Origin of the sequence: Streptomyces flavovariabilis (assembly GCF_000725785.1) — a bacterium.
In the GTDB taxonomy this organism is placed as follows: Bacteria; Actinomycetota; Actinomycetes; order Streptomycetales; family Streptomycetaceae; genus Streptomyces; species Streptomyces hawaiiensis.
On record NZ_JNXD01000010.1, the window covers coordinates 83314 to 109279 of the forward strand.

Sequence of the window (25966 nt, forward strand, 5' to 3'; positions counted from 1 at the left end):
GTGTGCAGCCATCTGTCCGCCCACAAGAGTAGAACCGCCCCCGGTCACGACTACGACCGGGGGCGGTTCAGCATCCCAAGGGGCGCGGGGAACTGCGCGACAAGCCACAGACCACCCGCACCCGGCTGTTCACAGCAACCTCAGAGAACGGTCTCCGCCTCGGCATACCGCTCGTCCGGCACCGTCTTCAGCGTCTGAACGGCCTCGGCCAGCGACACCATCACGATGTCCGTCCCGCGCAGCGCGGTCATCCGCCCGAACTCACCCCGGTGCACGGCCTCCACCGCGTGCCACCCGAACCGCGTGGCCAGCACCCGGTCATAGGCGGTCGGCGTCCCGCCCCGCTGCACATGCCCGAGGATCACCGGCCGGGCTTCCTTCCCGAGCCGCCCCTCCAGCTCCACGGACAGCTGCCGGGCGATCCCGGCGAACCGCTCGTGGCCGTAGATGTCCTTGCCGCCCTCGTCGAACTCCATGGTCCCGGCGCGGGGCTTCGCCCCCTCCGCGGCCACCACGATCGCGAAGCGCTTGCCCGCCTCGAACCGTTCGCCGACCCGGCGGGTCAGCTCCTCTATGTCGAAGGGCCGCTCGGGGACGACGATGGCGTGCGCGCCGGCCGCCATGCCGGAGTGCAGCGCGATCCAGCCGGTGTGCCGGCCCATGACCTCGACCACCAGGACCCGCTGGTGGGACTCGGCGGTGGTCTTCAGCCGGTCCAGGGCCTCGGTCGCCACACCCACGGCCGTGTCGAAGCCGAAGGTGACGTCCGTGACGGCGATGTCGTTGTCGATGGTCTTCGGCACACCCACGACGGGCAGACCGCTGTCCGACATCAGCCGCGCGGCCTTGAGCGTGCCCTCGCCGCCGATGGGGATGATCGCGTCGAGGCCGAGCTCCTCGACATGGCCCTTGGCCCGCTCCACACCGTCCCGCAGATGGGAGGGCTGGACCCGGGAGGACCCGAGAATCGTGCCGCCGCGGGCGAGGATGCCACCCACCGCGTCGAGGTCGAGCTTGACGTAGTCGCACTCCAGGAGGCCCTTCCAGCCGTCCCGGAAGCCGATGACCTCGTCGCCGTGGTCGACGACGGCGCGGTGCACGACGGACCGGATGACGGCGTTCAGGCCGGGGCAGTCGCCGCCGGACGTGAGGACACCAATGCGCATAGCCCGAATACCTTCTCGACGTGGGCCGGGTCCGGACCACGTTGTCCGGCTGGAATCCCCGCCACCCTAGCGGCATCGAGGGGCCGGACCGAAGCACGCGTCCGCCTGCTGGACGACCCCGCTCACCTGTGCGGATGTGCCGTCAGACGGGCTGCTGACCGGCAGGTTGACGCGTGCTTCGCACACGCTGCGGCGCAGCGCTCACGCAGGCTGCTGAGCAGCGGCGATGCGCTCGTTCCGCAGAGCCTCGTACCAGCGGTCGTCGGTCGGCGGCAGCGCGTTGACGTCGAGGGCCAGCTTCAGCAGCAGGTCCGCGATCAGCGGGTTGCGCGCGAGCACCGGCCCGTGCATGTACGTGCCGAAGACGGTGTCGTTGTACGCGCCCTCCGTGCCGTCGCCCGTGCCGTTGCCGTTGCCGAAGCGCACCCGGGCGAGGGGACGGGCGGTGGGGCCGAGGTGGGTGACGCCCTGGTGGTTCTCGAAGCCGGTCAGCGGGGGCAGGCCGAGCCGCCCGTCGACGTCGCCCAGCACGTCACCGACGCAGCGGGCGCCCTCACCGCGCGTCGACACCACGTCCAGCAGCCCGAGGCCGGGCTCGCGCTGGCCGAGGTCGTTGATGAACTCGTGGCCCAGGATCTGGTAGCCGGCGCACACGGAGAACACGATGGCGCCGTTCTCCACGGCCCGGGTCAGCCCGCCGTCCCGGCGCAGCCGCTCGGCGGCGAGCCGCTGCGGACGGTCCTCGCCGCCGCCGATCAGGTAGATGTCGCCGGAGGTCGGGATCGGCTGGTCGCTGCGTACGTCCAGCCGGGCCACGTCCAGGCCGCGCTGCTGGGCCCGGCGTTCGACGACGAGGACGTTGCCCTGGTCGCCGTAGGTGCTGAGCAGGTCGGGATAGATCCAGACGATGCGCAGTTGGTTGTCGCTCACAAAAGTCCCCTGACGTCTCGTGCTCAGTTGCCGACGCGGCGGCGGAGGTCCTGGAACGCCGTGTAGTTGGCGATGACCTCGATCCGGCCCGGCGGGCAGGCGGCCACGGCCTGGTCGAGGTTCTCGTAGACCTGGAAGTGCTGGTCGGCGACCTCCAGGCGCACCGCCAGGTCCAGGCGCCGGTCACCGACCACGCAGATCGGGTGGCCGGTCAGACGCGTGTAGTCGACGTCCCACAGCCAGGAGGTGTCGGTGCCGTCGGCGCCGCGCGCGTTCACGGAGAGGATGACCGGCGTGGGCGGCGGGTCGATCAGGGAGAACGTCTCCAGCCAGCCGGCCGGGTTCTTCGCGAGCAGGAGCCGCAGGTCACGGCCCTGGAACTGGACGACGTCGTACCGTCCGGCCACTGCCTGCACCTGGTACATGCGCTCCAGCGCGACCTGCGGCGGCACGCCGAACACGGCGGCGACGGCGGCCGAGGAGGCGGCGTTGGCCTTGTTGGCGCGGCCGGGCAGCTGGAGGTGGATCGGCCAGGCCGAGCCGTGCGGGTCGAGGACGTGGTCGCCGGAGAGCGCCCAGCTCGGCGTCGGACGGCGGAAGCCGCACTCGCCGCAGAACCAGTCGTCGCCGGGGCGCTGCATCACGCCACCGCACGACGGGCACGACCAGGCGTCGTCCTTCCACATCTGCCCCGCCGCGACCCAGATCACGTTGGGGGAGGAGGACGCCGCCCACACCACCAGGGGGTCGTCGCAGTTGGCCACGACGACGGCCTTGGAACCCGCGAGTCCCTCCCGCCAGTTCTCGGCGAGCATGCGGGTCTCGGCGGCACGGTCGAGCTGGTCGCGCGAGAGGTTGAGCAGGGCGATGCACTTCGGGGCGGTGTCCCGGGCGACGCCTGCGAGGTACTTCTCGTCGACCTCGATGACGCCGTAGCGGGCGTCCGAGCTGCCGGCGAGGGCCGAGGTGATGCCGGCCGGCATGTTGGCGCCGAGCGCGTTGGAGACCACCGGTCCCGCCGCGCGCAGGGCCTCGGCGATGAGCCGGGTGGTGGTGGTCTTGCCGTTCGTCGCGGAGACCAGGATCACGTCCAGGTTCTGGGCGAGCCGGGCGAGGAGGTCGGGGTCGAGTTTGAGCGCGACCCGGCCGCCGATCACCGAACCGCTGCCGCGCCCTGCGGCGCGCGATGCCGCCGCGACCGCCTTGCCCGCGGTCACGGCCAGCTTGGCCCGCGGCGAGAGCGGGTCCGAGTTGCCTGCCATCAGTTCTCGATCCTCCTTGCGTACGCGCCGCGCCTTGAAGCCTGACGGCCACGTGGTGTGGACCTCAGCCTATCGAGATCCATTCGCACTCCCGCACCGCGGCACTGTGGCGAACTCGTGTGGGAGGCGCGGACCGACAGGACCTTACTCTTGCCGCCATGCGACACAGCTCCATCCCCGGCGCCCACGGCCGCGTGAGAGACCTCACCCTGCACGGCGACCCGCTCCTGCACACACCCTCCGCGGAGGTCACCGACTTCGGCCCCGAACTGGCCCGGCTGGTCGAGGACTTGTTCGCGACCATGTACGCCGCCCAGGGCGTCGGCCTCGCCGCCAACCAGGTCGGCGTGCCCCTGCGGGTCTTCGTCTACGACTGCCCCGACGACGAGGACGTCCGCCATGTGGGCCATGTGATCAACCCCCGCCTGACCGAGGCGGACGGCGTGGTGATCCGGGGCCCGGAGGGCTGCCTGTCCCTGCCGGGCCTGGAAGCGGGCACGGAGCGCTACGACCACGCGGTGGTCGAGGGCCTCACGGTGACCGGCGACCCGGTCACCGTCCACGGCACGGGCTTCTTCGCCCGCTGCCTGCAACACGAGTGCGACCACCTGGAAGGCCGCGTGTACGCGGACCACCTCAAGGGCTGGCGCCGCCGCAAACTGATGCGCCAGGTGGCCCGGGCCCCGTGGAGCGCCTGAGCGTCATCGCCTCAGGAACGCGGGGACGCCCGGGCCTCGTGGAGCGCCTGAGCGTCACCGCCTCAGGGGCGCGGGGAACTGCGCGAACAACCCCCACCGGCCGTCAGCCGAGACACGACGGTCAGAACCCCGGACCTCCGACCCGATCCCCCGCAGCCGCGAGACGCCCCCACAACAGGTCCGCCAGACTCCGCACCAACTCCGCACGGGAACAGGGCCGTTCCCCCAGCCACCAGTCCCCGGCGGCGTGCATCATGCCGACGATCCCGTGCCCCCACACCCGCGCCAGCTGCTGACCGCCGGGCCCGAGATCCAGCCGCTCCTCGATGACCTGCGCCAGCTCCTCGCCCATCCGCCGCAGCAGCGGCGCACTGTGCTTGCCGACATCGAACCCCTGATCCCCCGGCTGGCCCCCCTCCGCCGGATGCATCAGGAACCGGTACACCTGGGGCCGCGCCTCGATCGCCGCGAGGTACGTGTCCAACGTCGCCTCGACCCGCTCCCGTCGGTCCGCCGGCGCGTCCAGCGCCGCGCGCAGCGAGTCCAGCAGTGCGTCCGTGTGCCGCATGGCAAGGGCAGCGTAAAGTCCGCCCTTGTCGCCGAAGTGGCGGTAGAGAATCGGCTTGGTGATGCCGGCTTCCGCGGCGATCGCGTTCATCGAGGCATGCGGACCGTCGCGCAGCACCACTCGGTCGGCGGCCTCCAGCAGCTCACGCCGACGGCGATCGGCGGACCGTTGCTGATCGGTCCGCTGCGTGGTGTCCATGGTCTCTCCCCACCCGTGCTGTTTCGATGACGCCTGCGCAAACTAACACTGAAGCATGCCCACGACACCGGACGGGTGCCGACCGGTCGGTAGGAGTTGACTTCCACTACCCACCGGTAACAGACTGCTGTTACCGCAAGTAACATGCACGTGCCGCTGAAGGGGACGACATGGCCGAGGCCGAGTTCACCATGGAGCTCAACGACGAACAGAAGGAGGTCCGCGACTGGATCCACGGCTTCGCCGCCGAGGTGATCCGCCCCGCGGCCGCCGAATGGGACGAGCGTGAGGAGACTCCCTGGCCGGTCATCCAGGAGGCCGCCAAGGTCGGCATCTACTCTCTGGACTTCTACGCCCAGCAGTACTTCGACCCCACCGGCCTCGGCATCCCGATGGCGATGGAGGAGCTGTTCTGGGGCGACGCGGGCATAGCCCTGTCCATCGTCGGCACCGGTCTCGCCGCCGTCGGCGTCCTCGCCAACGGCACCGAGGAGCAGATCGGCACCTGGATCCCCCAGATGTACGGCGACGCCAACGATGTCAAGGTCGCCGCGTTCTGCTCCTCCGAGCCCGACGCCGGCTCCGACGTGGCCTCCATGCGGACCCGGGCCGTGTACGACGAGGCCAAGGACGAGTGGGTGCTCAACGGCACCAAGACCTGGGCGACCAACGGCGGCATCGCCAACGTCCATGTCGTCGTCGCGGTCGTCGACGCCGAGCTCGGCTCCAAGGGCCACGCCTCGTTCATCGTCCCGCCGGGCACCGAGGGACTCGCCCAGGGGCAGAAGTTCAAGAAGCACGGCATCCGCGCCTCGCACACCGCCGAGGTCATCCTCGACAACGTGCGCGTCCCCGGCTCCTGCCTGCTCGGCGGCAAGGAGAAGCTCGACGAACGGCTCGCCCGCGCCCGGGAGAAGGCCAGGCAGGGCGGTGAGCGCGTGAAGAACGCGGCCATGGCCACGTTCGAGGCCTCGCGCCCGGCCGTCGGCGCCATGGCGGTCGGTACCGCCCGCGCCGCCTACGAGGTCGCCCTCGACTACGCCAGGACGCGCGAGCAGTTCGGGCGTCCCATCATCGACAACCAGGGTGTCGCCTTCCAGCTCGCGGACATGCGGACGTCCATCGACGCGGCCCGGCTGCTGGTGTGGCGCGCGTCCTGGATGGCGGTCAACGGCAAGCCGTTCACGGCCGCCGAGGGCTCGATGTCCAAGCTGTTCGCCAGCGAGACGGCCAAGAAGGTCACGGCCCAGGCGATCCAGATCCTCGGCGGCAACGGCTACACCCGGGAGTACCCCGTCGAGCGGATGCACCGGGACGCGGCCATCTACACCATCTTCGAGGGCACGAGCGAGATCCAGCGCCTGGTCATCGCCCGGACCCTCGCCGGCGTGCCCATCCGCTAGCGGTGCCGGAGCGGCGTCAGCTGCTCGATGTCGTAGCGCGCCCGCAGCTCCTCGATCGCCGCGTGGTCCGGCGGGCCCCCGCTGCCGAGGATCTCCAGCAGCTCCTCGAAGTACCGCTCGTGGTCCGGCGGCGGGCTCGCCTGGAAGAACATCTTGGCGGGCTCGCCCGTCGGGTTGGCGAACGCGTGCGGGCACCCCGGGGGTACGGCGATCACCGTTCCCGGGACCGCCCGCACCACCCGGTTGCCGGAAGGGGACTCCCACCGCTGCCAGTTGTCGGGAGTACGGATCCGCGGCTCGAAGGCGAGGACGTCCAGCTCGCCTTCGAGGACGTAGAACAACTCCTCGCTGCGGGTGTGCACATGGGCGCCGACGTCGAAACCCGGGGGCACGACCACCTCGAAGGTGGAGGCCATGCGGGAGTGCGTGCCGGTCACCTTGAAGGTGACGTGCTGAGCGGGGGCCGCCACCACCCGGCCGTGCCCCGGAGGGACCAGCAGCCCTTCCGTCGCCGTCATCGTGTGCTCACCACGTCACGGGCAGGGCCTCGGGCCCGCGGATCAGCGCGCCCTTCCTGAACGGCACCTCCTCGGCCGGCACGGCGAGCCGCAGGTTCGGTACACCGTCGAGGAGCGCGTCGACCAGGAGCTCCGACTCCAGCCGGGCCAGCATGCCGCCCGGGCAGTAGTGCGGGCCGAAGCCGAAGGAGACGTGCGGGTTCGGGCTGCGGCCGAAGTCGATCGTCTCCGGGTCGGGGAAGACGTCCGGGTCGCGGTTCGCGGCCAGGTACGACACGTAGATCGCGTCGCCCTCCCGGATCCGTACGCCCTGGATCTCCACGTCCTCCATGGCGATCCTGGACAGCCCGACCGCGTTGCGGTGGGGGATCCAGCGCAGCAGTTCGTCGATGGCTTGGGGGCGGATCTCCGGTTCGTCACGCAGCCGTTCGGCCAGCTCGGGCCGGGTCAGCAGCACGTAGAACATCTGGCCGCTGTTGTTGGTGACCGCCTCGCCGCCGATCTGGAGGAGGACCGCGAGTCCGACCGCCTCGTCCAGGGTGACCTCTCCGCGGCCCACGGCGGCGCCGAGCAGGGAGGCGACGTCCTCGCCCGTGCTGCCCTCGCGCAGACCGACGAGGTCCGAGAAGTAGGCGCCCATCTCCTTCTTGGCCTTCTCGCTGACCTCGGCGCCGTGCGAGGAGGACAGGATCAGCTGGGTCCAGGTGTGCATGCCCTGCCGGTCGGCGGGCGGGACGCCCATCAGCTCGCAGATCACCGCGATGGGGAACGGGCTGAGCACGGCCTCCGTCAGGTCGGCGGGCGGACCGTCCTGGAGCATCTCGTCGATCAGTTCCGCCAGCATGCGGCGGGACCGCTCGCGCACCCGCTCCACCCCGCGCGCCGTGAACGCGGCGGCGACGCTGCGGCGCAGCCGGGTGTGGTCCGGCGGGTCCAGGAAGCCGACCGCGCCACGGGCCGGGATGAAGTGCGGGGCCAGCCGGGTGACCTGCCGGTCCATGACGGCCTCGCGGCTGAAGCGCGGGTCGTTGGTCACCGTCCGCACATCGTCGTAGCGGGTGACCAGCCAGGCCCAGCCCTCGCCGTTGGGCAGCTTGACACGGGTGACCGGGCCCTCGTCCATCAGTTCCCGCAGGACCGGGTCGAAGTCCGCGCCGGACAGGTCGAGCGCGGGCCAGTCCCGGACCGGGGGCAGGGTTTCGGTGATCGTCTCTTCGCTCATGTCACCTCGTCTCGTCCGCGCTGTGCCAGCGGCCCAGGGCCATCTCGGCGGTGATACCGGGTCCGAACCCGGCGAGCAGCCCGCGCGCCCGGTGTTCGGCGCCGCCCTCGTCGAACAGCCGGCGCAGCGCGTCCAGGACGACGGCGCTGGCGATGTTGCCGTACTCGGTGAGCGTCGACCGGCTGAACCGGAAGGCGTGCGGGTCGACCTGGAGGAAGGTGCTGAGGTCGTCGAGGATGCGGGGGCCGCCCGCGTGAACTATGTAGAAGTCCAGGTCGGAGGCGTTCCATCCGTGGTCTCCGGCCAGGTCCTTCAGCGCCGGCGCGAGGGGCTCCATGGTGGCCGGGACCCGCTTGTCCAGCAGGAAGTGGAAGCCGGTGGCCTTCACGTCGTACATGATCCACTCTTCGGTCTTGGGGATCAGGTACGAGCCGTTGCGCTCCAGGACGACGCCCTCGCCGCCCCGGCCGCGCACCGCGGCGGCGGCGATGCCGTCACCGAACAGGCCGTTCGACAGGAGGGAGCCGACACCGATGTCGGTGGGCTGGTAGCACAGCGAGCAGAACTCGCAGGCCACGATCAGCGCGTTGGCCTCGGGGTAGGCCGTGCAGAAGTCGTGGGCCCGGTTGATCGCCGCGCCGCCGGCCGCGCAGCCCAGCTGGGCTATCGGCAGCTGCCGCGTGGTCGGGTCGAAGCCCATCTCGTTGATCAGCCAGGCCGTGAGCGAGGGCATCATGAAGCCCGTGCACGACACGTAGATGATCAGGTCGACGTCGGTGGTGAGCAGCTCTGCGTCGTCGAGGGCCCGCTGGATGACCGCGGGGACCCGGGCCTTGGCCTCTGCCGCGTAGAGCTTGTTGCGGTCCTCGAATCCGGGGTGTTTCAGGGTTTCCTCGATGGGCTGCACGATGCGCCGCGTGCGCACACCGGTGTTCTCGATCAGCCGGAGGGCCAGCGGCAGTTGGGGGTGGTCGGCGTGGCGCTCACGCGCCAGCTCCAGCGTCTCCTCCATCGTGATCACGTGCTCTGGAACGGACACCGAGGGTCTGCACAAAGTCGCCATGAACCGTGCCTGCTTTCGCCTCCCGGAAGGCCCTTCGCCCCCCGGTCAGAAGGTGGTTCACCTCAAGGGGTGGTCCACCCACGATCACCCGGTGGGCCGCCGATCTCGCGCCGGACTACTCCGTCTCGGGGACGCCGTGCCAGGCTCGTCCCGACACTTCGACGACGGAGGACGCGATGACGCACCCGGCCCGGGACCTGCTGAAGACGGCCACCGCGACCCTCGCCCCGGATCCTGGCGCCAACCCCTTGGTCCCCCGGATCGCCGACGGTACGGCCCCTGTGGCCACGCTCGCCGCCCTCGCCCTGGAACAGACCTGGGTGATCCCCGCGGACCGCCGCGCGTTCGAGCACCTGGCAGTCCGCTCCGAGGCGACCGACCCGGAGGCGGCGGCCTTCTTCACGGTCCTCGCGGAGGGGGAGGCGCTGGCGGGCGAGCGACTGGTTGCCTTCGCACGGGCGTGCGATGCGGAGGGGGTGTCGTACGAGCCGCTTTCCGGCTGCCAGGCATACCCCGCGTACGTGGCCTGGCTGGCCCTGAACGCCTCACCGGCGGACGTGGTCCTGGCCCTGACGGCCAACTTCTCGGCGTGGGGCGGCTACTGCGCGACGATCGCGAAGGCCCTGCGCGACCACTACGGCTTCACGGACGAGGCCTGCGCCTTCTTCGACTTCTTCGCGCAGCCGTCACCCGACCTGGACCGGCTGGCGACGGCAGCGGTAGGGGCCGCTCTGGACGCCGGTCGTCTCGACGAGAGGCGAGCACACACGTATGGCCGCCTGCTGCAGGCATACGAGACGAGCTTCTGGTCCGCGCTCGCGGAGCCGGCCTCTTAGTACCTGCCCGTGCACCGGTCGCGGGTGGTGATCGGCTCTTCCCACGTCAGGGCGGCGCGGCGCCGAAACGATCAGCTGCACTGGCTTGATCACACAGCTCGCCCGCTGTCGGCGTCTCTCCACAGACAACCCACAGACACCCCTCCGCGTCCTAGGCGACGCGAGAGGCGCCCGGGACCGACGGGACGTCTGCGCACGGGGTTTTGAGGAGAGGATCATTGATCCGTGCCCGGCGAACATGTGTGACCGCCGTGGCGGTACTGGCGGCCCTGGCGGGCTCGCCCGGACTGGCACAGGCTGAACAGCCGCACGCATCGGGGCTGTTGGGCGCGACGGACGACAACCCACTTCCGCCGGGGTGGCGGATCGACGGGGAGGGCGGGGCGCGGAAGCTGGTCTGGCGTGCCCCGAAGACCGTGCCCATGGGGGATGCGCGGGTCGAGTTCCGTACCGGCGACCGGCTGCTCGGAGTGCCGAAGCCGGCGAGGGACGGGCGGACCTTCCGGCTCGCTCTCGGCGAGAGGCAGCCCGAGCAGCTGACCACCCTTCAAGTGACGGCCGCGGGGCGTCGGCTGGACGTCGTGGCCGACGACGGGCACAGGTCCGGCTCGCGCGTGGCACGAATACCCGCCCAGGCGCCCGCGAACGGCGTTGATCCGGGCAGACCCGGCTCGTACCGCACGGTCACCGGGGAGTACGATCTCGACCCGGTGCGTCTGCCCGGGTACGCCGCCCCGGTGGAGATGACCGCCAAGGTGGTGGCGCCGAAGGGTGGCACCGGCAGCCGGCCGCTCGCGCTGTTCCTGCACGGCCGCCACGGCACCTGCTACAAGCCGGGCTCCGAGGACGACGTGGCCCGCGACTGGCCCTGTGCGGACGGCTACAAGCCGATCCCGAGCTACCTGGGCTATCTGCGCGACCAGCAACTGCTGGCCTCCCAGGGCTATGTGACGGTGTCGATCTCGGCGAACGGCATCAACGCCCAGGACCAGGAGACCGAGGACGCCGGCGCGCAGGCGCGTTCCTCGCTGGTGCGGCAGCACCTGGCCCGCTGGGCCGACTGGACCGCCCCTGGCTCCTCCGCCCCGGCCGTCGTCCGCGAGGCGGCGAAGGCGGACCTCTCCCAGGTCCTGCTCGTCGGCCACTCGCGCGGTGGCGAGGGCGTCAACCGGGCCGCCATGGACAGCCTCTCCCCGCCGCCGGCCGCCGAGGACGGCTACCGGGGCCCGGTGCGCTGGAAGGTGCGCGGAACGGTGCTCATCGCACCGACGATCTTCGGCCGGAATCCAGTGGCCGACGTGCCGTCCGTGACGCTGCTGCCGGGCTGCGACGGCGACGTGTCGGACCTGCAAGGGCAGGACTTCGTCGACGGGACGCGCGGGATCAGCCGGGGCACGGCACTGCACAGCGCGGTCTACATGGTCGGCGCCAACCACAACTACTTCAACAGCGAGTGGACCCCGGGCGAGGCCGTCGCACCGGCCAGGGACGACTTCGGGACCGACCCGGAGCAGCCGGACCCGGTGTGCGCGCCGGGTGCCGCGACCCGGCTGACCGCCGCCCAGCAGCACAAGGCGGGCGCCACGTACATCGCCGCCGCGGCCCGGCTCTTCCTCGCCGGGGACGACCGGGTGCGTCCGCTGCTCGACGGTTCCGGCAAGCGAGCCCCGTCCGCGGACCCGGCCCGGGTCCTGACCCACGCGGTCGGCGGCCGCCGCAGCGCCGGTTTCCTGCCGGACGGCGGGGCGAAGGTGACCGGCGCCCGGCTGTGTTCGGCGATCGACCCCGACCCTGCCATGTCCTGTCTGGACCCGGAGGCCCCCGGATCGTCACCGCACTTCGCGTCGTGGGAGACGGAACAGGAGACCGGCCGCAGCGCGGTGGACCTGAAGTGGTCCGCGCCGGGCACGGCCGCGCGTATCACCCCGGCCGAGCCGCTCTCCCTCGGTGACTCTCAGAAGCTCGCGCTCCGGGTCTTCGTACCGCCGAACACGACCGGCACGAAGTTCGACGTGTCCGTCACCGACTCCTCCAACCGTCTGGTGACGCTGGGCTCGGTCCGGGTGGACGGGCTCCCGGGCTCCGCGAACACCGCCTCCCACTGGGCTCAGGAGCTGCGCGTCCCGCTGTCGGCCGCGACCCGGGCCGGGCTCGATCTCAGGCATGTCAAGTCCCTTGAGGTGACGCCCCGTTCCCAGTCCGGGCGGGCCTGGCTGATGGACGCCTGGGGCTGGGCGCCGGGCACTCCCACGGTGAAGGCGGCCGCGCTGCCGCGTGTCGACGTGGGCCGCACGATCGTCAAGGAGGGCGACTCGGGCACCCGCACCTACCGGATCCCGGTCGAGATCTCCGGGCACGGCAGCGGGCAGGTCCGCGTGTACGTCCTCGATCCGGACAGCGGCCGGTCCGAGAACCGCCTCGTGACCGTACGGCCCGGCAGCGACGCGATCGACGTGCCGGTCGAGGTGAAGGGCGACACGGTCTACGGCGACGACGTGGAGCACGACATCGCCGTCAAGGCCGTCCGCAACGCCGTCGTCGGCAAGTACCGGGGCGGGATCATCGTCGAGAACGACGACCCGGAGCCGGTGATCACCCTGTCGCCGGTCGCGGACCGGGTGACCGAGGGAGAGACGCTGACCTGGCGGCTGTCCCTGGACGCGCCTGCGGCGGTGGACCTCTGGGAGCCGGTGCGGGTGCTCCCGGTCACCGAGGGCGCCGAGCTGTCCACCAAGGACGTGGACCCGCAGTGGCTCAAGGACTCGTCCGGTGACGTGCCCGACCCCGAGCGGCCGCTGTCCGACGCGAGCCTGTGGGTGTGGGTGAACATCCCGCCCGGGAGCAGCAGCGTGGACTTCGTCGTGCCGACCGTGCGGGACCAGGTGGCCGAGCCGGCCGAGTCGATGCGCCTCGCGCTGACCGACAGGAACGCCGAGCCGCTGCCCGACAGGCCGGTGCTGACGGGGACGGTGCTCGACAAGCCGTAAACAGGCTGTACGAGGGATCGTGAGCGCCCTCTTGTGCGGGGTCCGGCCTGTCCGGGCCCCGCGCTTCACAACGTCACAATCTGAAGGCCCCCCACGAACCCGCCCCCGCACGCCTCAGGTCGCCCCCCCGCTGCTGTGCGCGATACAGGCCACGTCGATACGGTCGGCCAGCTTCGCCAGCTCGATGGCCAACTCGGCGACCGTGTCCTCGTCGAGCCCCGACTCCCCGGCCTCGACAAGCCGCACCCACCGGCCCCCCACCGTCCGCAAGAGCTTGCTGACATCCGCGGCAGCCACCTGCAAGGTCCCGCGGTCGTCGACGATCAGAGGCAGAGTCACTTCGCGGTTCACAGACGGGATCGTAGCCCCGCAACACTCACGCACCATGCCAAACAGTGGTGATGTTGCAGAACTCGCGGATTCCCTGCCCGGACAGCTCACGGCCGTACCCGGACCGCTTCACTCCGCCGAACGGGAACGCCGGATGGGACGCCGTCATGCCGTTGAAGAACACCCCGCCGGCCTCCAGATCCCTGACGAACCGGTCGACCTCTCCCTCGTCCCGCGTCCACACGTTCGAACTCAGTCCGAACGGCGAGTCGTTCGCGATCAGCACGGCCTCGTCCACGTCGGCCACCCGGTACAGCGTGGCGACCGGCCCGAACGCCTCCTCCCGGTGGATCCGCATCTCACGGGTGATACCGGCGAGGATCGTCGGCGTGTAGTACCAGCCGGGCCCGTCCGGCCGTTCGCCACCGCACAGCACCTGCGCCCCGCCGCGCACCGCGTCGTCGACCAGTTCCTCCAGATCGCTCAGTCCCTGCTCGCTGGAGAGCGGCCCGACCTCGGTGTCGTCGGCCATGGGGTCGCCGACCTTCAGGGCCTTCATGCCCTCGGCGAACCGCTCGGCGAAGGCGTCGTAGACGTCCGTGTGCACGATGAACCGCTTCGCGGCGATGCAGGACTGCCCGGTGTTCTGCACGCGCGCGGTCACCGCGACCTTCGCGGCCCGGTCGATGTCGGCGGAGGGCATGACGACGAACGGGTCGCTGCCGCCCAGCTCCAGCACCGTCTTCTTGATCATCTCTCCGGCGGTGGAGGCGACCGCGCGGCCCGCGGGCTCGCTGCCGGTGAGCGTGGCGGCCTTGACCCGCTCGTCGCGCAGGATCTCGTCGACCGCGGCGGAGCCGATCAGCAGGGTCTGGAAGGTGCCCTCGCTGAAGCCCGCCCGGTGGAAGAGGTCCTCCAGGTAGAGGGCGGTCTGCGGGACGTTGGAGGCGTGCTTGAGCAGGCCCACATTGCCCGCCATCAGCGCGGGTGCGGCGAAACGGACCACCTGCCACAGCGGGAAGTTCCACGGCATCACCGCGAGCACCGGGCCGAGCGGGCGGTAACGCACCCGTACGCGTGAGGCGCCGGAGTCCTTCACGTCGGAGTCGGCGGGCTCCTCGTCGGCGAGCAGCTCCTGGGCGTGGTCGGCGTACCAGCGCATCGCCTTGGCGCACTTCGCCGCCTCGGCCCGGGCCTGCTTGACCGGCTTGCCCATCTCGGTGGTCATCACGCGGGCGATGTCCTGCTGGTCCTCTTCGAGGAGGTCGGCGGCCCGGTGCAGCAGCCGGGCGCGCTCGTCGAAGCTCGTCGTGCGGTAGGTGCGGAACGTGGCCTCCGCGAGCTGGAGCCGGCGCTCGATCTCCTCCTCGCCCATGGCCTCGTACGTCTTGAGCGTCTCGCCGTTCGCCGGGTTCACCGTTGCGATGGGCATGGCTGACCTCCCTCGGAGCGGGCTGTGTCTCGACCTTCCCGCGCGGCGGAGGGGACCGCAACGCGGGAGGTCTCCTCAGGTCGAGTGCTCCGCCAGCCGGTCGAGAAACGCCGCCTGCGCCGTGACGATCACCTCGCGGGCCCGGTCCAGGCCGAACCACTGCACCCGGTCAAGCTCGGGGAACTCCTGGAGCCGCCCCGACCTCGGCGGCCACTCCATCCGGAACGTGCCGGGCACGATCGCCGACGGGTCGAGATGCGCCTGGATCGCCCAGGCCGTGACGACCTTGCCGCCTGTCTGCCGGACCTCACCGAGGTCGATGGCCTTCCCGTCGGGCGGGGGCAGCCCCAGTTCCTCCTGGAACTCGCGGCGGGCGGCCTCCCAGGCGGGCTCGTCCGGCTCGTACTCGCCCTTGGGCACGGTCCACGCCCCGGCGTCGCGCCGGGCGAAGAACGGGCCGCCCATGTGGCCGAGCAGTACCTCGAGGCCGTGGTCGGTGGGGTGGAAGAGCAGCAGCCCGGCACTGCGCCTCACGGCTTCACGTCCGGGTGCGCGGCGAGCAGCGTCTCGACCGTGTCGGCGTCCTCGGGGCGCTTGTCCTCCCGGTAGCGGATGACGCGGGCGAAGCGGAGGGTGACGCCGGCCGGGTAGCGGGTGGAGCGCTGCAGGCCGTCGTAGGCGATCTCGACGACGAGTTCCGGGCGTACGGTCACGACGTGGCCGTTGTCGTCGACGGCGAGCTGCTGGAGCCGTTCGGTCTGCCAGGTGAGCAGCGCGTCGGTCATGCCCTTGAAGGTCTTGCCCAGCATCGCGAGGCCGCCGTCGGCGGTGCGGGCGCCCAGGTGGAGGTTGGAGAGCTTGCCGGTGCGGCGGCCGTGGCCCCACTCGGCGGCCAGGACGACCAGGTCGAGGGTGTGGACGGGCTTGACCTTCAGCCAGGACGCCCCGCGCCGCCCCGCGCTGTAGGGGGCGTCGAGGGCCTTGGCGACGACGCCCTCGTGGCCGCGCTTCAGGGTCTCGGCGAGGAACTTCTCCGCCGTGGGCGTGTCGCCCGGCCCGGACACCAGCGTGCGCCGCACCCGCATCGGCTCGGGGACGAGGCGGGCCAGCTCGGCGTGCCGTTCGGCGAAGGGCAGGTCGAGCAGGTCGTGGCCGTCGACGGACAGCGCGTCGAAGAAGACGGGGGAGACCGGCACCGCGCGGGCGGCCGTCGCCACGTCCGTGCGGGAGCCGACGCGGCCGGCGGTCTCCTGGAAGGAACGGGGGCGCCCGCCCTCGTCGAAGGAGATCACCTCGCCGTCCAGGATGAACCGCTCGCCGCGCAACCCCAGTGCGGCGGCCGTCACTTCGGGCAGCCGGTCGGTGATGTCGTCGAGCGTGCGGGTGTAGAGCCGAACGGTTCGGCCGTCCCGGTGCACCTGGACGCGGATGCCGTCCAGCTTCTCCTCGACCGCGCAGGCACCGAGCTTGTCCACCGCCTCGGCGACCGAGGAGGCACTGTGCGCCAGCATCGGCCAGACCGGGCGGCCGACGGTGAGGCGGAAGCGGTCCAGGGCGGCGGGGCCGTCCGCGAGCAACGCCTCGGCCACCGTCTGGAGGGAACCGGCGAGCATCACGGCCCGCCGTACGTCCGCGGGCGGCGCCCCGGTCGCCTGGGCCAGGCCCTCGACCGCGACGGCATCCAGTGCACCCTGCCGGACCTCGCCGGTGAGCAGCCCGAGCAGGAACCGCTGCTCCTCCTCGGTGGCCGCGCCCATCAACTCCCGGACCAGACGGGCTCGTTCGGCCTGGGAGCCGGGGCCGGACACCTTGGCGAGCCCGGACAGCCGGGCGTCCACGTCCCGTACGGTCAGGCCCGGCTCGGCGGCCGGGGCGACCGGGTGACCGAGCACCTTCCAGCCGACGCCGATCCGGCCCTGCGGCAGCCGTCCCGCCAGGTAGGGGATGACGATGGGCACGTCCTCCGCCTCCGCGTCCCGGAAGAGCTCCGCGAGCAGGGCCGTCTTCCGGGACCGCGCCGAGGTGGCGGCGACCTCCTGGGACACTCGGGCCAGCCGGTGCAGCAGCATGCAGCCATGGTGCACCGGAGGCGATGCCTCTACACCTGGGCGGCCGCGTCCAGGTCGGTCATCAGCAGGTCCCCGACGATCGCGGACGCCGCCCGATACCCGCCGCTCGCCGCGTGCACGACCTGCTCGGCGAAGCCGATCGCGTTGCCCGCGGCCCACGCGCCCGGCACGGTCGTCAGGCCGGTCGGGTCGACCACCGGGTACGCGCCGAACGGCGTCTCGTGCAGTTCGGCGCCGAGCCGCTCCAGAAGGCCGGTCTGCGGCACGGGCCGCGGTGCGGTGAACAGCACCGAGCGGGGGTGCGTCGTGCCCTCGGCGAGCCGGATGCCGGTGAGCCGGTCGTCCTCGACCACCAGCTCCGTGACCTCCCCGGGCACCACCTCCACCCCGGCCGCGGCGAGCCGGCGCAGATCCTCGTCGGACAGTTCCTCCTCGGCGACCGTGTGCAGGAAGAACCGCACGTCCTTCGACCACTGGGACACCATCAGCGCCTGGTGCACGCTCGCAGGGCTCGAGGCAAGCACCCCGAACGGCTGGTCGCGCACCTCCCAGCCGTGGCAGAACGGGCAGTGCAGCACGTCCCGGCCGAACCGCTCGGCGACCCCGGCGACCGCCGGCAGCTCGTCCTTCAGCCCCGTCGCCACGACCAGCCGCCGGGCCTGCACGGTGCGGCCACCGGCCGCCACCACGGTGAAGTCCTCGCCCTTCTCCACCTCCACCACCCGGTCCTGCACGAGCTCCACGCCGTAGCGCGCGATCTCCTCCCGGCCGATGTCCAGGAACTCCGCGGGCGGCATGCCGTCCCGGGACAGATAGCCCTGCATGTGCGCTGCGGGCGCGTTGCGCGGCTCGCCCGCGTCGATCACCAGCGTGCGGAGCCGGGCCCGCCCCAGCACCAGCGCGGCGGACAGGCCCGCGGCGCCCCCGCCGACGACGACCACTGCGTACTTCTCGGTCATGTGACCACCTCCGCTGCCGAGCGTCGCCCCGGCCCTGCGGGATTGACAAACGGCTTTGCCGAACCTGCAATACGACCATGACGACGGACGAGGTACTCGCGGGCGTGGGCCCCCGGCTGCGGCAGATGCGCAAGGACCGGGAGGTGACCCTGGCGGCGCTCTCCGAGACCACCGGCATCTCCGTCAGCACCCTCTCGCGGCTGGAGTCCGGCCTGCGTAAACCCAGTCTGGAACTGCTGCTGCCGATCGCGCGCGCCCACCAGGTGGCGCTGGACGAGCTGGTCGGCACCCCGCCGACCGGTGATCCGCGCGTGCGGTCGAAGCCGATCGTCATGGGCGGCCGCACCCATTGGCCGCTCACCCGCCAGCCCGGCGGCCTCCAGGCCTACAAGGTCCTGGAGCCCCGGCGCAGACAGGAGCCGGAGCCGCGGACGCACGAGGGCTACGAGTGGCTGTACGTGCTGTCCGGGAGGCTGCGCCTGGTGCTGGGCGAGCATGACGTGGTGCTCACGGCCGGGGAGGCCGCCGAGTTCGACACCCGGGTACCGCACTGGTTCGGCTCGACGGGGGAGGGGCCCGTGGAGTTCCTCAGCCTGTTCGGACCGCAGGGCGAACGGATGCATGTACGGGCCCGGCCGAAGGGCGCATGACCTACGGGTGGTCCCCGGGCCCGACTTTGCCGGGGACTGTTCCCTAGCGGGCAAGCGACCGCTTAGTATGCGAACCGACCCCGGTCAGACGAAGCAGTCCCCCGTGGAGGCCCCGCATGCAGGCATGGCAAGTACACGAGAACGGCGAGCCGGGCGAGGTGATGCGGCTCGAGAAGGTGGAGCCCCCCACGCCCGGTGACGGCCAGGTCCTGCTGAAGGTGCGTGCCGCCAACATCAACTTCCCGGACGCCCTGCTGTGCCGCGGCCAGTACCAGGTCAGGCCGCCGCTGCCGTTCACGCCGGGAGTGGAGATCTGCGGCGAGACCGAGGACGGCCGCCGGGTGATGGCCAACCCGGCGCTGCCCCACGGCGGCTTCGCCGAGTACGCCGTCGCGGACGCCGCCGCCCTGCTGCCCGCGCCGGACGCCCTCGACGACGCCGAGGCCGCGGCCCTGCACATCGGCTACCAGACCGGCTGGTTCGGACTGCACCGCAGGGCCCGTCTGGAGGCCGGCGATACCCTGCTCGTCCACGCTGCCGCAGGAGGGGTCGGCAGCGCGGCCGTGCAGCTCGGGAAGGCCGCCGGCGCCACCGTCATCGGTGTCGTCGGCGGCTCCGGGAAGGCGGCCGTCGCCCGCGAGCTGGGCTGCGACGTCGTGATCGACCGGCACTCCCAGGACGTCGTCGCCGCCGTCAAGGAGGCCACCGGCGGCCGGGGCGCCGACGTGATCTACGACCCGGTCGGCGGCGAGGCCTACACCCAGTCCGCCAAGGCCGTCGCCTTCGAAGGACGCATCGTCGTCGTCGGCTTCGCCAGCGGCACGATCCCCAGCCCGGGCCTGAACCACGCCCTGGTGAAGAACTACTCGATCCTCGGCCTGCACTGGGGCCTGTACAACACCAAGAACCCCAAGCTGGTCCAGCACTGCCACGAGCAGCTCACCGAGCTGGCCGCCCGGGGCGCGATCAAGCCGCTGGTGAGCGAGCGCGTGCCGCTCGGCTCGGCGGCCGCCGCCGTGCAGAAGGTGGCGGACGGTCTGACCACCGGCCGGGTCGCGGTCGTCATGGAGGAGGCAGCATGACCGACACCGAGGAACTGCGCCGCCGCACCCGGGAATTGCTCGCCGCTCACCCCCCGGCCACCACCGACCGGCTGGACTTCCTCCGGGCCCGCTTCGACGCCGGACTCGCCTGGGTGCACTACCCGGAGGGCCTCGGCGGACTCGGCGCCCCCCGGTCCCTCCAGGCCGTCGTGGACGCCGAGTTGGAGGCCGCCGGGGCGCCCGACAACGACCCGCGGCGCATCGGCATCGGTCTCGGCATGGCCGCGCCGACCATCCTGGGCTACGGCACCGACGAGCAGAAGCGGCGGTACCTCAGGCCCCTGTGGACGGGCGAGGAGGTCTGGTGCCAGCTGTTCAGCGAGCCGGGCGCCGGGTCCGACCTGGCCGCGCTGGGCACGCGGGCGGTCCGAGAGGGCGACGACTGGGTGGTCAACGGGCAGAAGGTATGGACGTCCAGCGCCCACGTGGCCCGCTGGGCGATCCTCATCGCCCGCACCGACCCGGACGTGCCCAAGCACCGGGGCATCACGTACTTCGTCTGCGACATGACCGACCCGGGCGTCGACGTGCGGCCGCTGCGGCAGATCACCGGCGAGGCCGAGTTCAACGAGGTGTTCCTCACCGACGTCCGCATCCCCGACGCGCGCCGCCTCGGTGCGGTCGGCGAGGGCTGGAAGGTCGCGCAGACCACGCTCAACAACGAGCGCGTGGCCATCGGCGGCATGCGGCTGCCCCGCGAGGGCGGCATGATCGGCCCGATCTCGAAGACCTGGCGCGAGCGGCCCGAGCTGCGCACCCACGATCTGCACCAGCGGCTGCTGAAGCTCTGGGTGGAGACCGAGGTCTCCCGCCTCACCGCGGAGCGGCTGCGCCAGCAGCTCGTCGTGGGCCAGCCCGGCCCCGAGGGCGCCGGCATGAAGCTGGCCTTCGCCCGCCTCAACCAGGAGATCAGCGGTCTGGAGGTGGAACTCCTCGGTGAGGAGGGCCTGCTGTACGACGACTGGACCATGCGGCGCCCGGAGTCGGTCGACTTCACCGGCCGCGACGCCGGCTACCGCTACCTGCGCTCCAAGGGCAACAGCATCGAGGGCGGGACCAGCGAGGTCCTGCTGAACATCGTCGCCGAGCGCGTCCTGGGCCTGCCCGCCGAGCCGCGCACCGACAAGGACGTCGCCTGGAAGGACCTGGCCCGGTGAAGAACGAGCGCGACCTGTTGTACTCGGAAGAGGAAGAGGCGCTGCGCGCCGCCGTCCGCGACCTGCTCACCGACCACTGCGACGCGCCCGGCGTCATCGCCCGCACCGAGTCGGACGCCCCGCACCACCGGGCCCTGTGGAAGGCCCTCACCGAGGGCATGGGCCTCGCCGGCCTGCTGGTGCCCGAGGAACTCGACGGCCAGGGCGCCACGCACCGCGAGGCCGCCGTGGTGCTGGAGGAGCTGGGGCGCGCGGTCGCGCCCGTGCCGTATCTGACGAGCGCGGTCGTCGCCACCGAGGCCCTGCTGGCCTGCGGTGCCGGCGAACTCCTGCGCGGCCTCGCGACCGGGACGACGATCGGCGCCCTCGCGGTCGCCCTCAGCGTCGCGCCGGGTGCCGCCTACCGGGTCGTCCGGCACGAGGACGGGCTGCTGCACGGCGAACTGACCGGCATCGCGGACGCGGCCTTGGCCGACGTGCTGCTCGTGCCGGCCGACGACGGCGGTCTGTACGCGGTCGACGCCACCGCCGCGACCGTCACGCCCCAGACCTCCCTGGACCTGACCCGGCCGCTCGCGACCGTCACCCTCGACGGTGCGCGGGGCCGGCTGCTGGGCGACGCCGAGCCCGCCGTACGCCGAGCCCTGCGCGCCGGCGCCGGGCTGCTCGCCTCCGAGCAGTTCGGACTGGCCGAGTGGACGCTGACGGAGACCGTCCGCTACCTGAGGGAACGCAAGCAGTTCAACCGGCCCGTCGGCGGCTTCCAGGCGATCAAGCACCGGCTGGCCCAGCTGTGGCTGGAGGTCGTCAACACCCGCGCGGCCGCCCGCAACGCCGCCGACGCCCTGGCGAAGGGCGAGGACGCGGACGTGGCCGTCACCGTCGCCCAGGCCTACGCGGCACCCGTGGCCGTGCACGCCGCCGAGGAAGCCCTGCAACTGCACGGCGGCATCGGCATGACGTGGGAGCACCCCGCGCATCTGTACCTCAAGCGTGCCAAGGCCGACTCGATCGCCTACGGCACGCCGGGTGCCCACCGGGAGGCACTGGCCGCGCTGGTCGACCTCCGGGCCCCCTGACGTACACCCCGCCCGACGCCCGGCACCGCCCGAAAAAGGCCCGTCCCCTCCAGGGGCGGGCCTTTCGGTGCGCCCCCGTCCGCCGAAGTGAACGCATGGCGGCAGTCCGGCCAACTCCGTGCGCGAGCCTGCTCCTTGAGCCCACCGGGACCCCATACTCGCAGGGTTCCCGTACGGCACCTCCAGGGAGGCAGAGCATGGCCCTCACCACCCGTCGCACGGCCCTCACCACCCTCGGCGCGGCCCTCGCGGGCTCGATCGCCCTCCCCGCCGCCCCCGCACCGGCCGGCGAACGCACACACAGGCCCCGCCCGTTGTGGCGCGCCCACGCCCACAACGACTACGAGCACCCGCGCCCGCTGTCCGACGCCCTCGACCACCGCTTCGGCAGCGTCGAAGCCGACATCCACCTCGTCGGTGACCAGCTCCTCGTCGCCCACGACCCGGAGGACCTCGACCCCTCCCGCACCCTTGAGTCCCTCTACCTCGCCCCGCTCGCCGCACGCGTCCGCGCCAACCACGGCTCGGTGTACCGGGGGTACCGCGGCGCGCTGTACCTGCTCATCGACATCAAGACCGAGGGCTCGTCGACGTACCTCGAACTCGACCGCCACCTCCGGCGCCACCGGCACCTGTTCACCACGTACGCCCACGGCCGGGTCTTCCGCGGCCCGGTCACAGCCGTCGTCTCCGGTGACCGCGCGGCCCGCGCGCCCATGGAGGCCCAGACCGTCCGGCGCGCCTTCTACGACGGCCGGCTCACCGACCTCGGCAGCCCGGCGCCGGCCTCCTTCATCCCGCTGATCAGCGACAATTGGACGCTCAACTTCACCTGGCAGGGTGTCGGCGCCTTCCCGGCGGCCGAGCGGCAGAAACTGCGGCACATCGTCAGGACCGCCCACCGGCGCGGGCAGCAGGTGCGGTTCTGGGCGACCCCGGACGTGGCCGGCCCCGCCCGCGACGCCCTCTGGGGCGAACTGCTCGCCGCCGGCGTCGACTACCTCAACACCGACGACCTCGCCGGCCTGGAGGCGTTCCTCGACGCCCGGCACACCCCCTAGGGCCGCGAGAGGTCACAGGACACCACACGTTCGGCGGACAGGTCAGCCGCCCGGACGCACCCTCCGCTACGCCACACTTGCGGCCGAACGCCGTGAAACGGACATGGCGGCGTGGCGGAGGAGTTGACGATGGCCATTTCCATCTCTGTGGTCCTGCTGCTGATGATCCTGGCGGTGATCTTCCTGCGCAGCGGTGGTCTGAAGGTCTCCCATGCGCTGGTCTGCCTGCTGCTCGGGTTCTATCTGGCCAGCACCAGCATCGCCCCCACCATTCACAGCGGCCTCACGGCGACGGCGGACATCGTCAGTGGTCTGCGGCCCTGAGTCACCCCGAGAACACGCCGATACCGTTCGGCACCGGGCGTTCGGCGCCGCCGCTGGGGTGGTTGCGCACCGAGACCGCGCTCTCGCCCGGCTTCCGGGCGACCAGGGTCGACGACCCCCCGCCGTCCAGGCTGAAGGCGTCCTCCGAGCCCAGCTTCTGCAGGGTGCCGGCGACTTCGGCGATCGTCAGACCGCTGCGGTAGGCGGCGGCGCCGTCCAGCGCGAGCAGCAGCACGCGCCGCCCGCCGTCGGCGATCCCCACGGCCGTACGGACGGCCGACGTCGCGTTGTCGAGCCCCGGCAGCGGCCGGCCGCCCGAGAGTACCGGGTAGCCGCCGAGGGCGAGCTGGTAGGCGACACCGTCCGTCGCCGCCACGAGGCCGTGCTCGACCTCGACCGGTTCGCCGGCGGAGAGCTTGCGCAGCTGCTGGGCGCCCTCCTCCCGGCCGACCAGCACGGTGGTCCCCGCGGCGACGGGGCCGCTGCCTGGGGTGTCGGCGGCCGAGACGACCTTGCCGTCGCGGACCGTCACCTCGTAGGTGTCCGTACTGCACGGAGCGGCGCGGTCGGTGTCCGTGCCGCAGGTGGCGCGCACCCGGGAGACGGAGCCCCACTCGGAGGTGAACGCACCGACGGAACCCACCGGCAGCGCGTACTGGTTGAGCCCGCCGAGAGGCAGCTGCGCCTCGGCCGTGCGGACCGAACCCCTGAGCGCCAGCCGGTCCAGCCGGGCCCGCCCGTCGGTGCCGACGCCGAAGACGTCCTCGGTGGTCGTGCCGGGCGGCAGCGCCGGCCCGAAACGCTGGCCGTTCGGCACGGCCGCCTTGAGCGTCCGCCCGGCCGTGATCGCCGGACCCACACTCGCGCCGGTCGCCTCGACGCCTGGGTGCTGCGTCTCGGTGATGTTGAAGAAGTCGCCGTTGACGCCGGCTACCGCGCCCTGGCTGTTCGCCATGGCCGAGACCCGCCCGCGTGCGGCCACCGCCCCCGGATACAGCAGATCGACCCGTACCTGAGGATGGCTCAGATCGACCCTCAGCACATGCGCGTGCGTCACCCCCTCGGCCGCCCTGATGTCGAACTCCTCGTACGTCACGCCCGGCGCGACCCGTACGCCCTTCTGGACGGCGCCGGCCGGAGCCGCCCCCGCCAGGGCCGAGCCGGTCAGTGCGCCGAACGCCGTGAGAAGCGCCAGTACCGCTCTGCCTGCACCGCGTCGCCTGCGACGACCTGCCACCGTGCCCCCTGATGTCTCGTCAACTGTCGGGACCCTCAGGGGCAGTGCACCAGACGACGGGGGCCGGCGAGGCGGCTGAGCACCTACGGCGCGGGAACGGCTGAAAAAACGCACCCCTCTGGGTGCTTCAGCTGTCGCCTGTTCCGATGTCGTACGGCGTGAAATGCGCGGGCGTGTGGTCGATCGGCAGATCGGGCCGCCATGCGGTGAGGGCCTGGGCGCTGCACACGAACAGCTGCTCCGGCAGCCGGTCCAGGGCGAACCAGCGCCAGCGGCCCACGCTCTCGCCGGGCTGGTCCGACGGCTCCCCCCGCCAGAGGGTGACCCGGGCGGGCACGGTGACGCGGATGACACCTCCCGCCTCGTCCAGGAGCGTCCCGAGCAGCCGGACGTCCTCAGGCCGCGCCGCCAGCCCCGTCTCCTCGCCGAGCTCGCGCACGACCGTCTCCCGCAACGACTCCCCGGGTTCCACCGTCCCGCCCGGCAGCTCCCACGTCCCGCGCCGGTGCCGGCCCAGGAGCAGCCCGCGCGGCCCGTACACGACGGCGCCCACCCCGAGCGCGGCGTGCGCGTGCGGCGGCCCGCCGACGCGCGGCCGGGAGGAGACCCGGACCGGCCGGGTCACCCGGAAGAGCCGGTAGGAGGCCCTGTTGCCGTCCTCCGGCGTGTCGAGGACGTCGATCCCCTCCACGCGCAGCCCGTACTCGGTGAGCAGCGCCGTCCAGAGCTCCGGGGTGAGCACCCACATCTGGACGGTGACCTCACCGCCACCCGCCAGCCGCAGGATCTCGGGCCGGGCCGCGACCCGGTCCGACGGTCCGTCACCACGACTGTTGCTGTGCAGCACCGTGAAGCAGAACCTGCCACCCGGCCTCAGCGCTCCGGCGAGGGCGGGCAGCAGCCGGTGCGGATCGATGTACGGGACGGCGTTGACGGAGTAGACGACGTCGTACGGCTCGGCCTCACGCAGATGCTCCACCGCGTCGCCCAGGACCAGCCGCAGCCCGGGCAGCGAGCCGTAACGGGCACGGGCCCGCTCGTACTGCCCGGCCGAGGCGTCGACCCCGTCCACCAGTGCGCCGTGGGCCCGGACCAGATGGACAGCGTGCCGGGCCGGACCGCACCCGAGGTCCAGCACCCGCCGGCCCGTCAGTTCCCCCAGAACCTCGCTCCCCGGCCCGCCGCCCTCGAACCCCCAGTCGACCCGGGTCGCTTCGGGCAGCGCCGTGCCCCGTCGCAGATGATGCGCCCCGTACCTGCCCCAGGCCTCGGCGTTGACCGCCTCCGGTGCGTCCGCCAAGGCTCAGCCGCCCGCCACGGCGTCACGCGGAAGCACCGTGACCCGGTGGAAGTTGCACCCGGCGAGACGCGGCTCGCCGTCATCGGCTCGTGGGGTCTGGTGGGCCTTGAGGGCGATGCTCACCAGACCGAGCAGCAGGTCGACGTCCGCCTCGCAGTCGAGGTGGACCGTCACCCAGCCCGACCCGGGCAGCAGGTGGATCGCGCTCGAACCGGCGAGGTCGTAGTGGATGCGCTGGATGGCGCCGCGAGTGAGGTGGAGGTCCACGTCCCGTGAGGAGTGGAAGTGGACGATCTCGTCGCGGACGGAACGGAGCGCCCGTCCGGTACCGCAACTCGCCGGGCCCACCATCAGGTCGGGCCAGGCCTGCAGGCGCTCCATGGCGCGCTGGGCCAGAGTCATGCCCCCATCGTC

24 protein-coding genes and 1 pseudogene are annotated in these 25966 nt (G+C 72.1%); 10 read left to right on the forward strand and 15 right to left on the reverse strand.

What is annotated here, in order from left to right; translation table 11 throughout:
* Positions 1-140: 140 nt before the first annotated feature.
* From IO24_RS0118610 to IO24_RS0118620, 3 genes are all read right to left on the reverse strand, one after another.
* Positions 141-1166 carry a 6-phosphofructokinase gene (locus IO24_RS0118610; protein ID WP_031137103.1) on the reverse strand — a complete coding sequence of 342 codons (1026 nt, stop codon included), beginning with the start codon at positions 1164-1166 and terminating at the stop codon, positions 141-143.
* Positions 1167-1367: 201 nt separating this feature from the next.
* A complete protein-coding gene (locus IO24_RS0118615; protein WP_031137105.1) occupies positions 1368-2096 on the reverse strand; it encodes a type 1 glutamine amidotransferase in 729 nt (242 codons plus the stop codon).
* A 23-nt stretch (positions 2097-2119) separates the two neighbouring features.
* Complete coding sequence (locus tag IO24_RS0118620) at positions 2120-3358, reverse strand: MurT ligase domain-containing protein (RefSeq protein ID WP_030835363.1); 1239 nt, start codon at positions 3356-3358, stop codon at positions 2120-2122.
* Between the two features lie 158 nt (positions 3359-3516).
* Between IO24_RS0118620 and def the strand changes: the two genes are divergently transcribed.
* Complete coding sequence (gene def / locus IO24_RS0118625; RefSeq protein ID WP_031137108.1) at positions 3517-4056, forward strand: peptide deformylase; 540 nt, start codon at positions 3517-3519, stop codon at positions 4054-4056.
* A 121-nt stretch (positions 4057-4177) separates the two neighbouring features.
* On the opposite strand, the gene IO24_RS0118630 is transcribed toward def, so the two are convergent.
* Positions 4178-4822, reverse strand: coding sequence for a TetR/AcrR family transcriptional regulator (locus tag IO24_RS0118630; protein WP_031137109.1), 645 nt, complete (start codon positions 4820-4822; stop codon positions 4178-4180).
* A 170-nt stretch (positions 4823-4992) separates the two neighbouring features.
* Between IO24_RS0118630 and IO24_RS0118635 the strand changes: the two genes are divergently transcribed.
* Positions 4993-6225, forward strand: a complete 1233-nt coding sequence (locus IO24_RS0118635) for an acyl-CoA dehydrogenase family protein (protein WP_031137112.1) — start codon at positions 4993-4995, stop codon at positions 6223-6225.
* Here IO24_RS0118635 and IO24_RS0118640 read toward each other — a convergent pair.
* From IO24_RS0118640 to IO24_RS0118650, 3 genes and pseudogenes are all read right to left on the reverse strand, one after another.
* Positions 6222-6743: a cupin domain-containing protein gene (locus IO24_RS0118640; protein ID WP_031137114.1), complete on the reverse strand. Its 522-nt coding sequence runs from the start codon at positions 6741-6743 to the stop codon at positions 6222-6224. The two genes, IO24_RS0118635 and IO24_RS0118640, sit on opposite strands and share 4 nt — an antisense overlap.
* Before the next feature lie 7 nt (positions 6744-6750).
* Complete coding sequence (locus tag IO24_RS0118645) at positions 6751-7965, reverse strand: cytochrome P450 (protein ID WP_031137116.1); 1215 nt, start codon at positions 7963-7965, stop codon at positions 6751-6753.
* Between the two features lies 1 nt (position 7966).
* Positions 7967-9034, reverse strand: a pseudogene (locus IO24_RS0118650) (type III polyketide synthase); the annotation flags it as partial.
* Positions 9035-9204: 170 nt separating this feature from the next.
* On the opposite strand from IO24_RS0118650, the gene IO24_RS0118655 reads away from it, so the two are divergent.
* Positions 9205-9864, forward strand: coding sequence for a TenA family protein (locus tag IO24_RS0118655; RefSeq protein WP_031137119.1), 660 nt, complete (start codon positions 9205-9207; stop codon positions 9862-9864).
* A gap of 218 nt (positions 9865-10082) precedes the next feature.
* Positions 10083-12851: an alpha/beta hydrolase gene (locus IO24_RS0118660; protein WP_031137121.1), complete on the forward strand. Its 2769-nt coding sequence runs from the start codon at positions 10083-10085 to the stop codon at positions 12849-12851.
* A gap of 114 nt (positions 12852-12965) precedes the next feature.
* Here IO24_RS0118660 and IO24_RS0118665 read toward each other — a convergent pair whose 3' ends face one another.
* The 5 genes from IO24_RS0118665 to IO24_RS0118685 all read right to left on the reverse strand — a co-directional run bounded on the left by IO24_RS0118665 (position 12966) and on the right by IO24_RS0118685 (position 17641).
* Complete coding sequence (locus tag IO24_RS0118665; RefSeq protein WP_031137122.1) at positions 12966-13202, reverse strand: DUF6213 family protein; 237 nt, start codon at positions 13200-13202, stop codon at positions 12966-12968.
* Between the two features lie 25 nt (positions 13203-13227).
* Positions 13228-14613, reverse strand: a complete 1386-nt coding sequence (locus tag IO24_RS0118670) for an NADP-dependent succinic semialdehyde dehydrogenase (RefSeq protein WP_031137124.1) — start codon at positions 14611-14613, stop codon at positions 13228-13230.
* Positions 14614-14688: 75 nt separating this feature from the next.
* The gene (locus tag IO24_RS0118675) at positions 14689-15147 is read right to left on the reverse strand and encodes an NUDIX hydrolase (RefSeq protein WP_031137126.1); all 459 of its coding nucleotides are present in this window, start codon (positions 15145-15147) and stop codon (positions 14689-14691) included.
* On the reverse strand, positions 15144-16682 hold the full coding sequence (locus tag IO24_RS0118680) for an ATP-dependent DNA ligase (protein WP_031137127.1): 1539 nt from the start codon (positions 16680-16682) through the stop codon (positions 15144-15146). The genes IO24_RS0118675 and IO24_RS0118680 overlap by 4 nt, the downstream gene beginning before the upstream one ends.
* A gap of 29 nt (positions 16683-16711) precedes the next feature.
* Entirely contained in the window at positions 16712-17641 is a 930-nt protein-coding gene (locus IO24_RS0118685; RefSeq protein WP_031137129.1) for an NAD(P)/FAD-dependent oxidoreductase, read from the reverse strand.
* A gap of 77 nt (positions 17642-17718) precedes the next feature.
* Here IO24_RS0118685 and IO24_RS0118690 point away from each other — a divergent pair, with 77 nt between their 5' ends.
* The 6 genes from IO24_RS0118690 (at position 17719) to IO24_RS0118715 (ending at position 23015) form a co-directional block, all read left to right on the forward strand.
* A complete protein-coding gene (locus tag IO24_RS0118690) occupies positions 17719-18291 on the forward strand; it encodes a helix-turn-helix domain-containing protein (protein ID WP_031137131.1) in 573 nt (190 codons plus the stop codon).
* Positions 18292-18407: 116 nt separating this feature from the next.
* Positions 18408-19373: an NADPH:quinone oxidoreductase family protein gene (locus IO24_RS0118695; protein ID WP_031137133.1), complete on the forward strand. Its 966-nt coding sequence runs from the start codon at positions 18408-18410 to the stop codon at positions 19371-19373.
* Positions 19370-20551, forward strand: a complete 1182-nt coding sequence (locus IO24_RS0118700) for an acyl-CoA dehydrogenase family protein (protein ID WP_031137134.1) — start codon at positions 19370-19372, stop codon at positions 20549-20551. Before IO24_RS0118695 ends, IO24_RS0118700 begins: the two co-directional genes overlap by 4 nt.
* Complete coding sequence (locus tag IO24_RS0118705) at positions 20548-21630, forward strand: acyl-CoA dehydrogenase family protein (RefSeq protein WP_037668032.1); 1083 nt, start codon at positions 20548-20550, stop codon at positions 21628-21630. Before IO24_RS0118700 ends, IO24_RS0118705 begins: the two co-directional genes overlap by 4 nt.
* Positions 21631-21827: 197 nt before the next feature.
* Positions 21828-22691 carry a phosphatidylinositol-specific phospholipase C/glycerophosphodiester phosphodiesterase family protein gene (locus IO24_RS0118710; RefSeq protein ID WP_031137138.1) on the forward strand — a complete coding sequence of 288 codons (864 nt, stop codon included), beginning with the start codon at positions 21828-21830 and terminating at the stop codon, positions 22689-22691.
* Between the two features lie 129 nt (positions 22692-22820).
* The gene (locus IO24_RS0118715; protein ID WP_031137139.1) at positions 22821-23015 is read left to right on the forward strand and encodes a hypothetical protein; all 195 of its coding nucleotides are present in this window, start codon (positions 22821-22823) and stop codon (positions 23013-23015) included.
* A gap of 1 nt (position 23016) precedes the next feature.
* On the opposite strand, the gene IO24_RS0118720 is transcribed toward IO24_RS0118715, so the two are convergent.
* The 3 genes from IO24_RS0118720 to IO24_RS0118730 all read right to left on the reverse strand — a co-directional run bounded on the left by IO24_RS0118720 (position 23017) and on the right by IO24_RS0118730 (position 25954).
* Entirely contained in the window at positions 23017-24252 is a 1236-nt protein-coding gene (locus tag IO24_RS0118720) for a phosphodiester glycosidase family protein (protein WP_031137141.1), read from the reverse strand.
* Between the two features lie 127 nt (positions 24253-24379).
* Entirely contained in the window at positions 24380-25552 is a 1173-nt protein-coding gene (locus tag IO24_RS0118725) for a bifunctional class I SAM-dependent methyltransferase/NUDIX hydrolase (RefSeq protein ID WP_031137143.1), read from the reverse strand.
* A gap of 3 nt (positions 25553-25555) precedes the next feature.
* A complete protein-coding gene (locus tag IO24_RS0118730) occupies positions 25556-25954 on the reverse strand; it encodes a luciferase domain-containing protein (protein WP_031137144.1) in 399 nt (132 codons plus the stop codon).
* Between the last annotated feature and the right edge of the window lie 12 nt (positions 25955-25966).

Bases quoted from the DNA above. Each gene is read 5' to 3' on its own strand.
- IO24_RS0118610 (WP_031137103.1), bottom strand. From the start codon at position 1,166: ATGCGCATTGGTGTCCTCACGTCCGGCGGCGACTGCCCCGGCCTGAAC.
- IO24_RS0118620 (WP_030835363.1), bottom strand. From the start codon at position 3,358: ATGGCAGGCAACTCGGACCCGCTCTCGCCGCGGGCCAAGCTGGCCGTG.
- def (WP_031137108.1), top strand. From the start codon at position 3,517: ATGCGACACAGCTCCATCCCCGGCGCCCACGGCCGCGTGAGAGACCTC.
- IO24_RS0118630 (WP_031137109.1), bottom strand. From the start codon at position 4,822: ATGGACACCACGCAGCGGACCGATCAGCAACGGTCCGCCGATCGCCGT.
- IO24_RS0118635 (WP_031137112.1), top strand. From the start codon at position 4,993: ATGGCCGAGGCCGAGTTCACCATGGAGCTCAACGACGAACAGAAGGAG.
- IO24_RS0118640 (WP_031137114.1), bottom strand. From the start codon at position 6,743: ATGACGGCGACGGAAGGGCTGCTGGTCCCTCCGGGGCACGGCCGGGTG.
- IO24_RS0118645 (WP_031137116.1), bottom strand. From the start codon at position 7,965: ATGAGCGAAGAGACGATCACCGAAACCCTGCCCCCGGTCCGGGACTGG.
- IO24_RS0118655 (WP_031137119.1), top strand. From the start codon at position 9,205: ATGACGCACCCGGCCCGGGACCTGCTGAAGACGGCCACCGCGACCCTC.
- IO24_RS0118670 (WP_031137124.1), bottom strand. From the start codon at position 14,613: ATGCCCATCGCAACGGTGAACCCGGCGAACGGCGAGACGCTCAAGACG.
- IO24_RS0118680 (WP_031137127.1), bottom strand. From the start codon at position 16,682: ATGCTGCTGCACCGGCTGGCCCGAGTGTCCCAGGAGGTCGCCGCCACC.
- IO24_RS0118685 (WP_031137129.1), bottom strand. From the start codon at position 17,641: ATGACCGAGAAGTACGCAGTGGTCGTCGTCGGCGGGGGCGCCGCGGGC.
- IO24_RS0118690 (WP_031137131.1), top strand. From the start codon at position 17,719: ATGACGACGGACGAGGTACTCGCGGGCGTGGGCCCCCGGCTGCGGCAG.
- IO24_RS0118695 (WP_031137133.1), top strand. From the start codon at position 18,408: ATGCAGGCATGGCAAGTACACGAGAACGGCGAGCCGGGCGAGGTGATG.
- IO24_RS0118700 (WP_031137134.1), top strand. From the start codon at position 19,370: ATGACCGACACCGAGGAACTGCGCCGCCGCACCCGGGAATTGCTCGCC.
- IO24_RS0118710 (WP_031137138.1), top strand. From the start codon at position 21,828: ATGGCCCTCACCACCCGTCGCACGGCCCTCACCACCCTCGGCGCGGCC.
- IO24_RS0118715 (WP_031137139.1), top strand. From the start codon at position 22,821: ATGGCCATTTCCATCTCTGTGGTCCTGCTGCTGATGATCCTGGCGGTG.
- IO24_RS0118730 (WP_031137144.1), bottom strand. From the start codon at position 25,954: ATGACTCTGGCCCAGCGCGCCATGGAGCGCCTGCAGGCCTGGCCCGAC.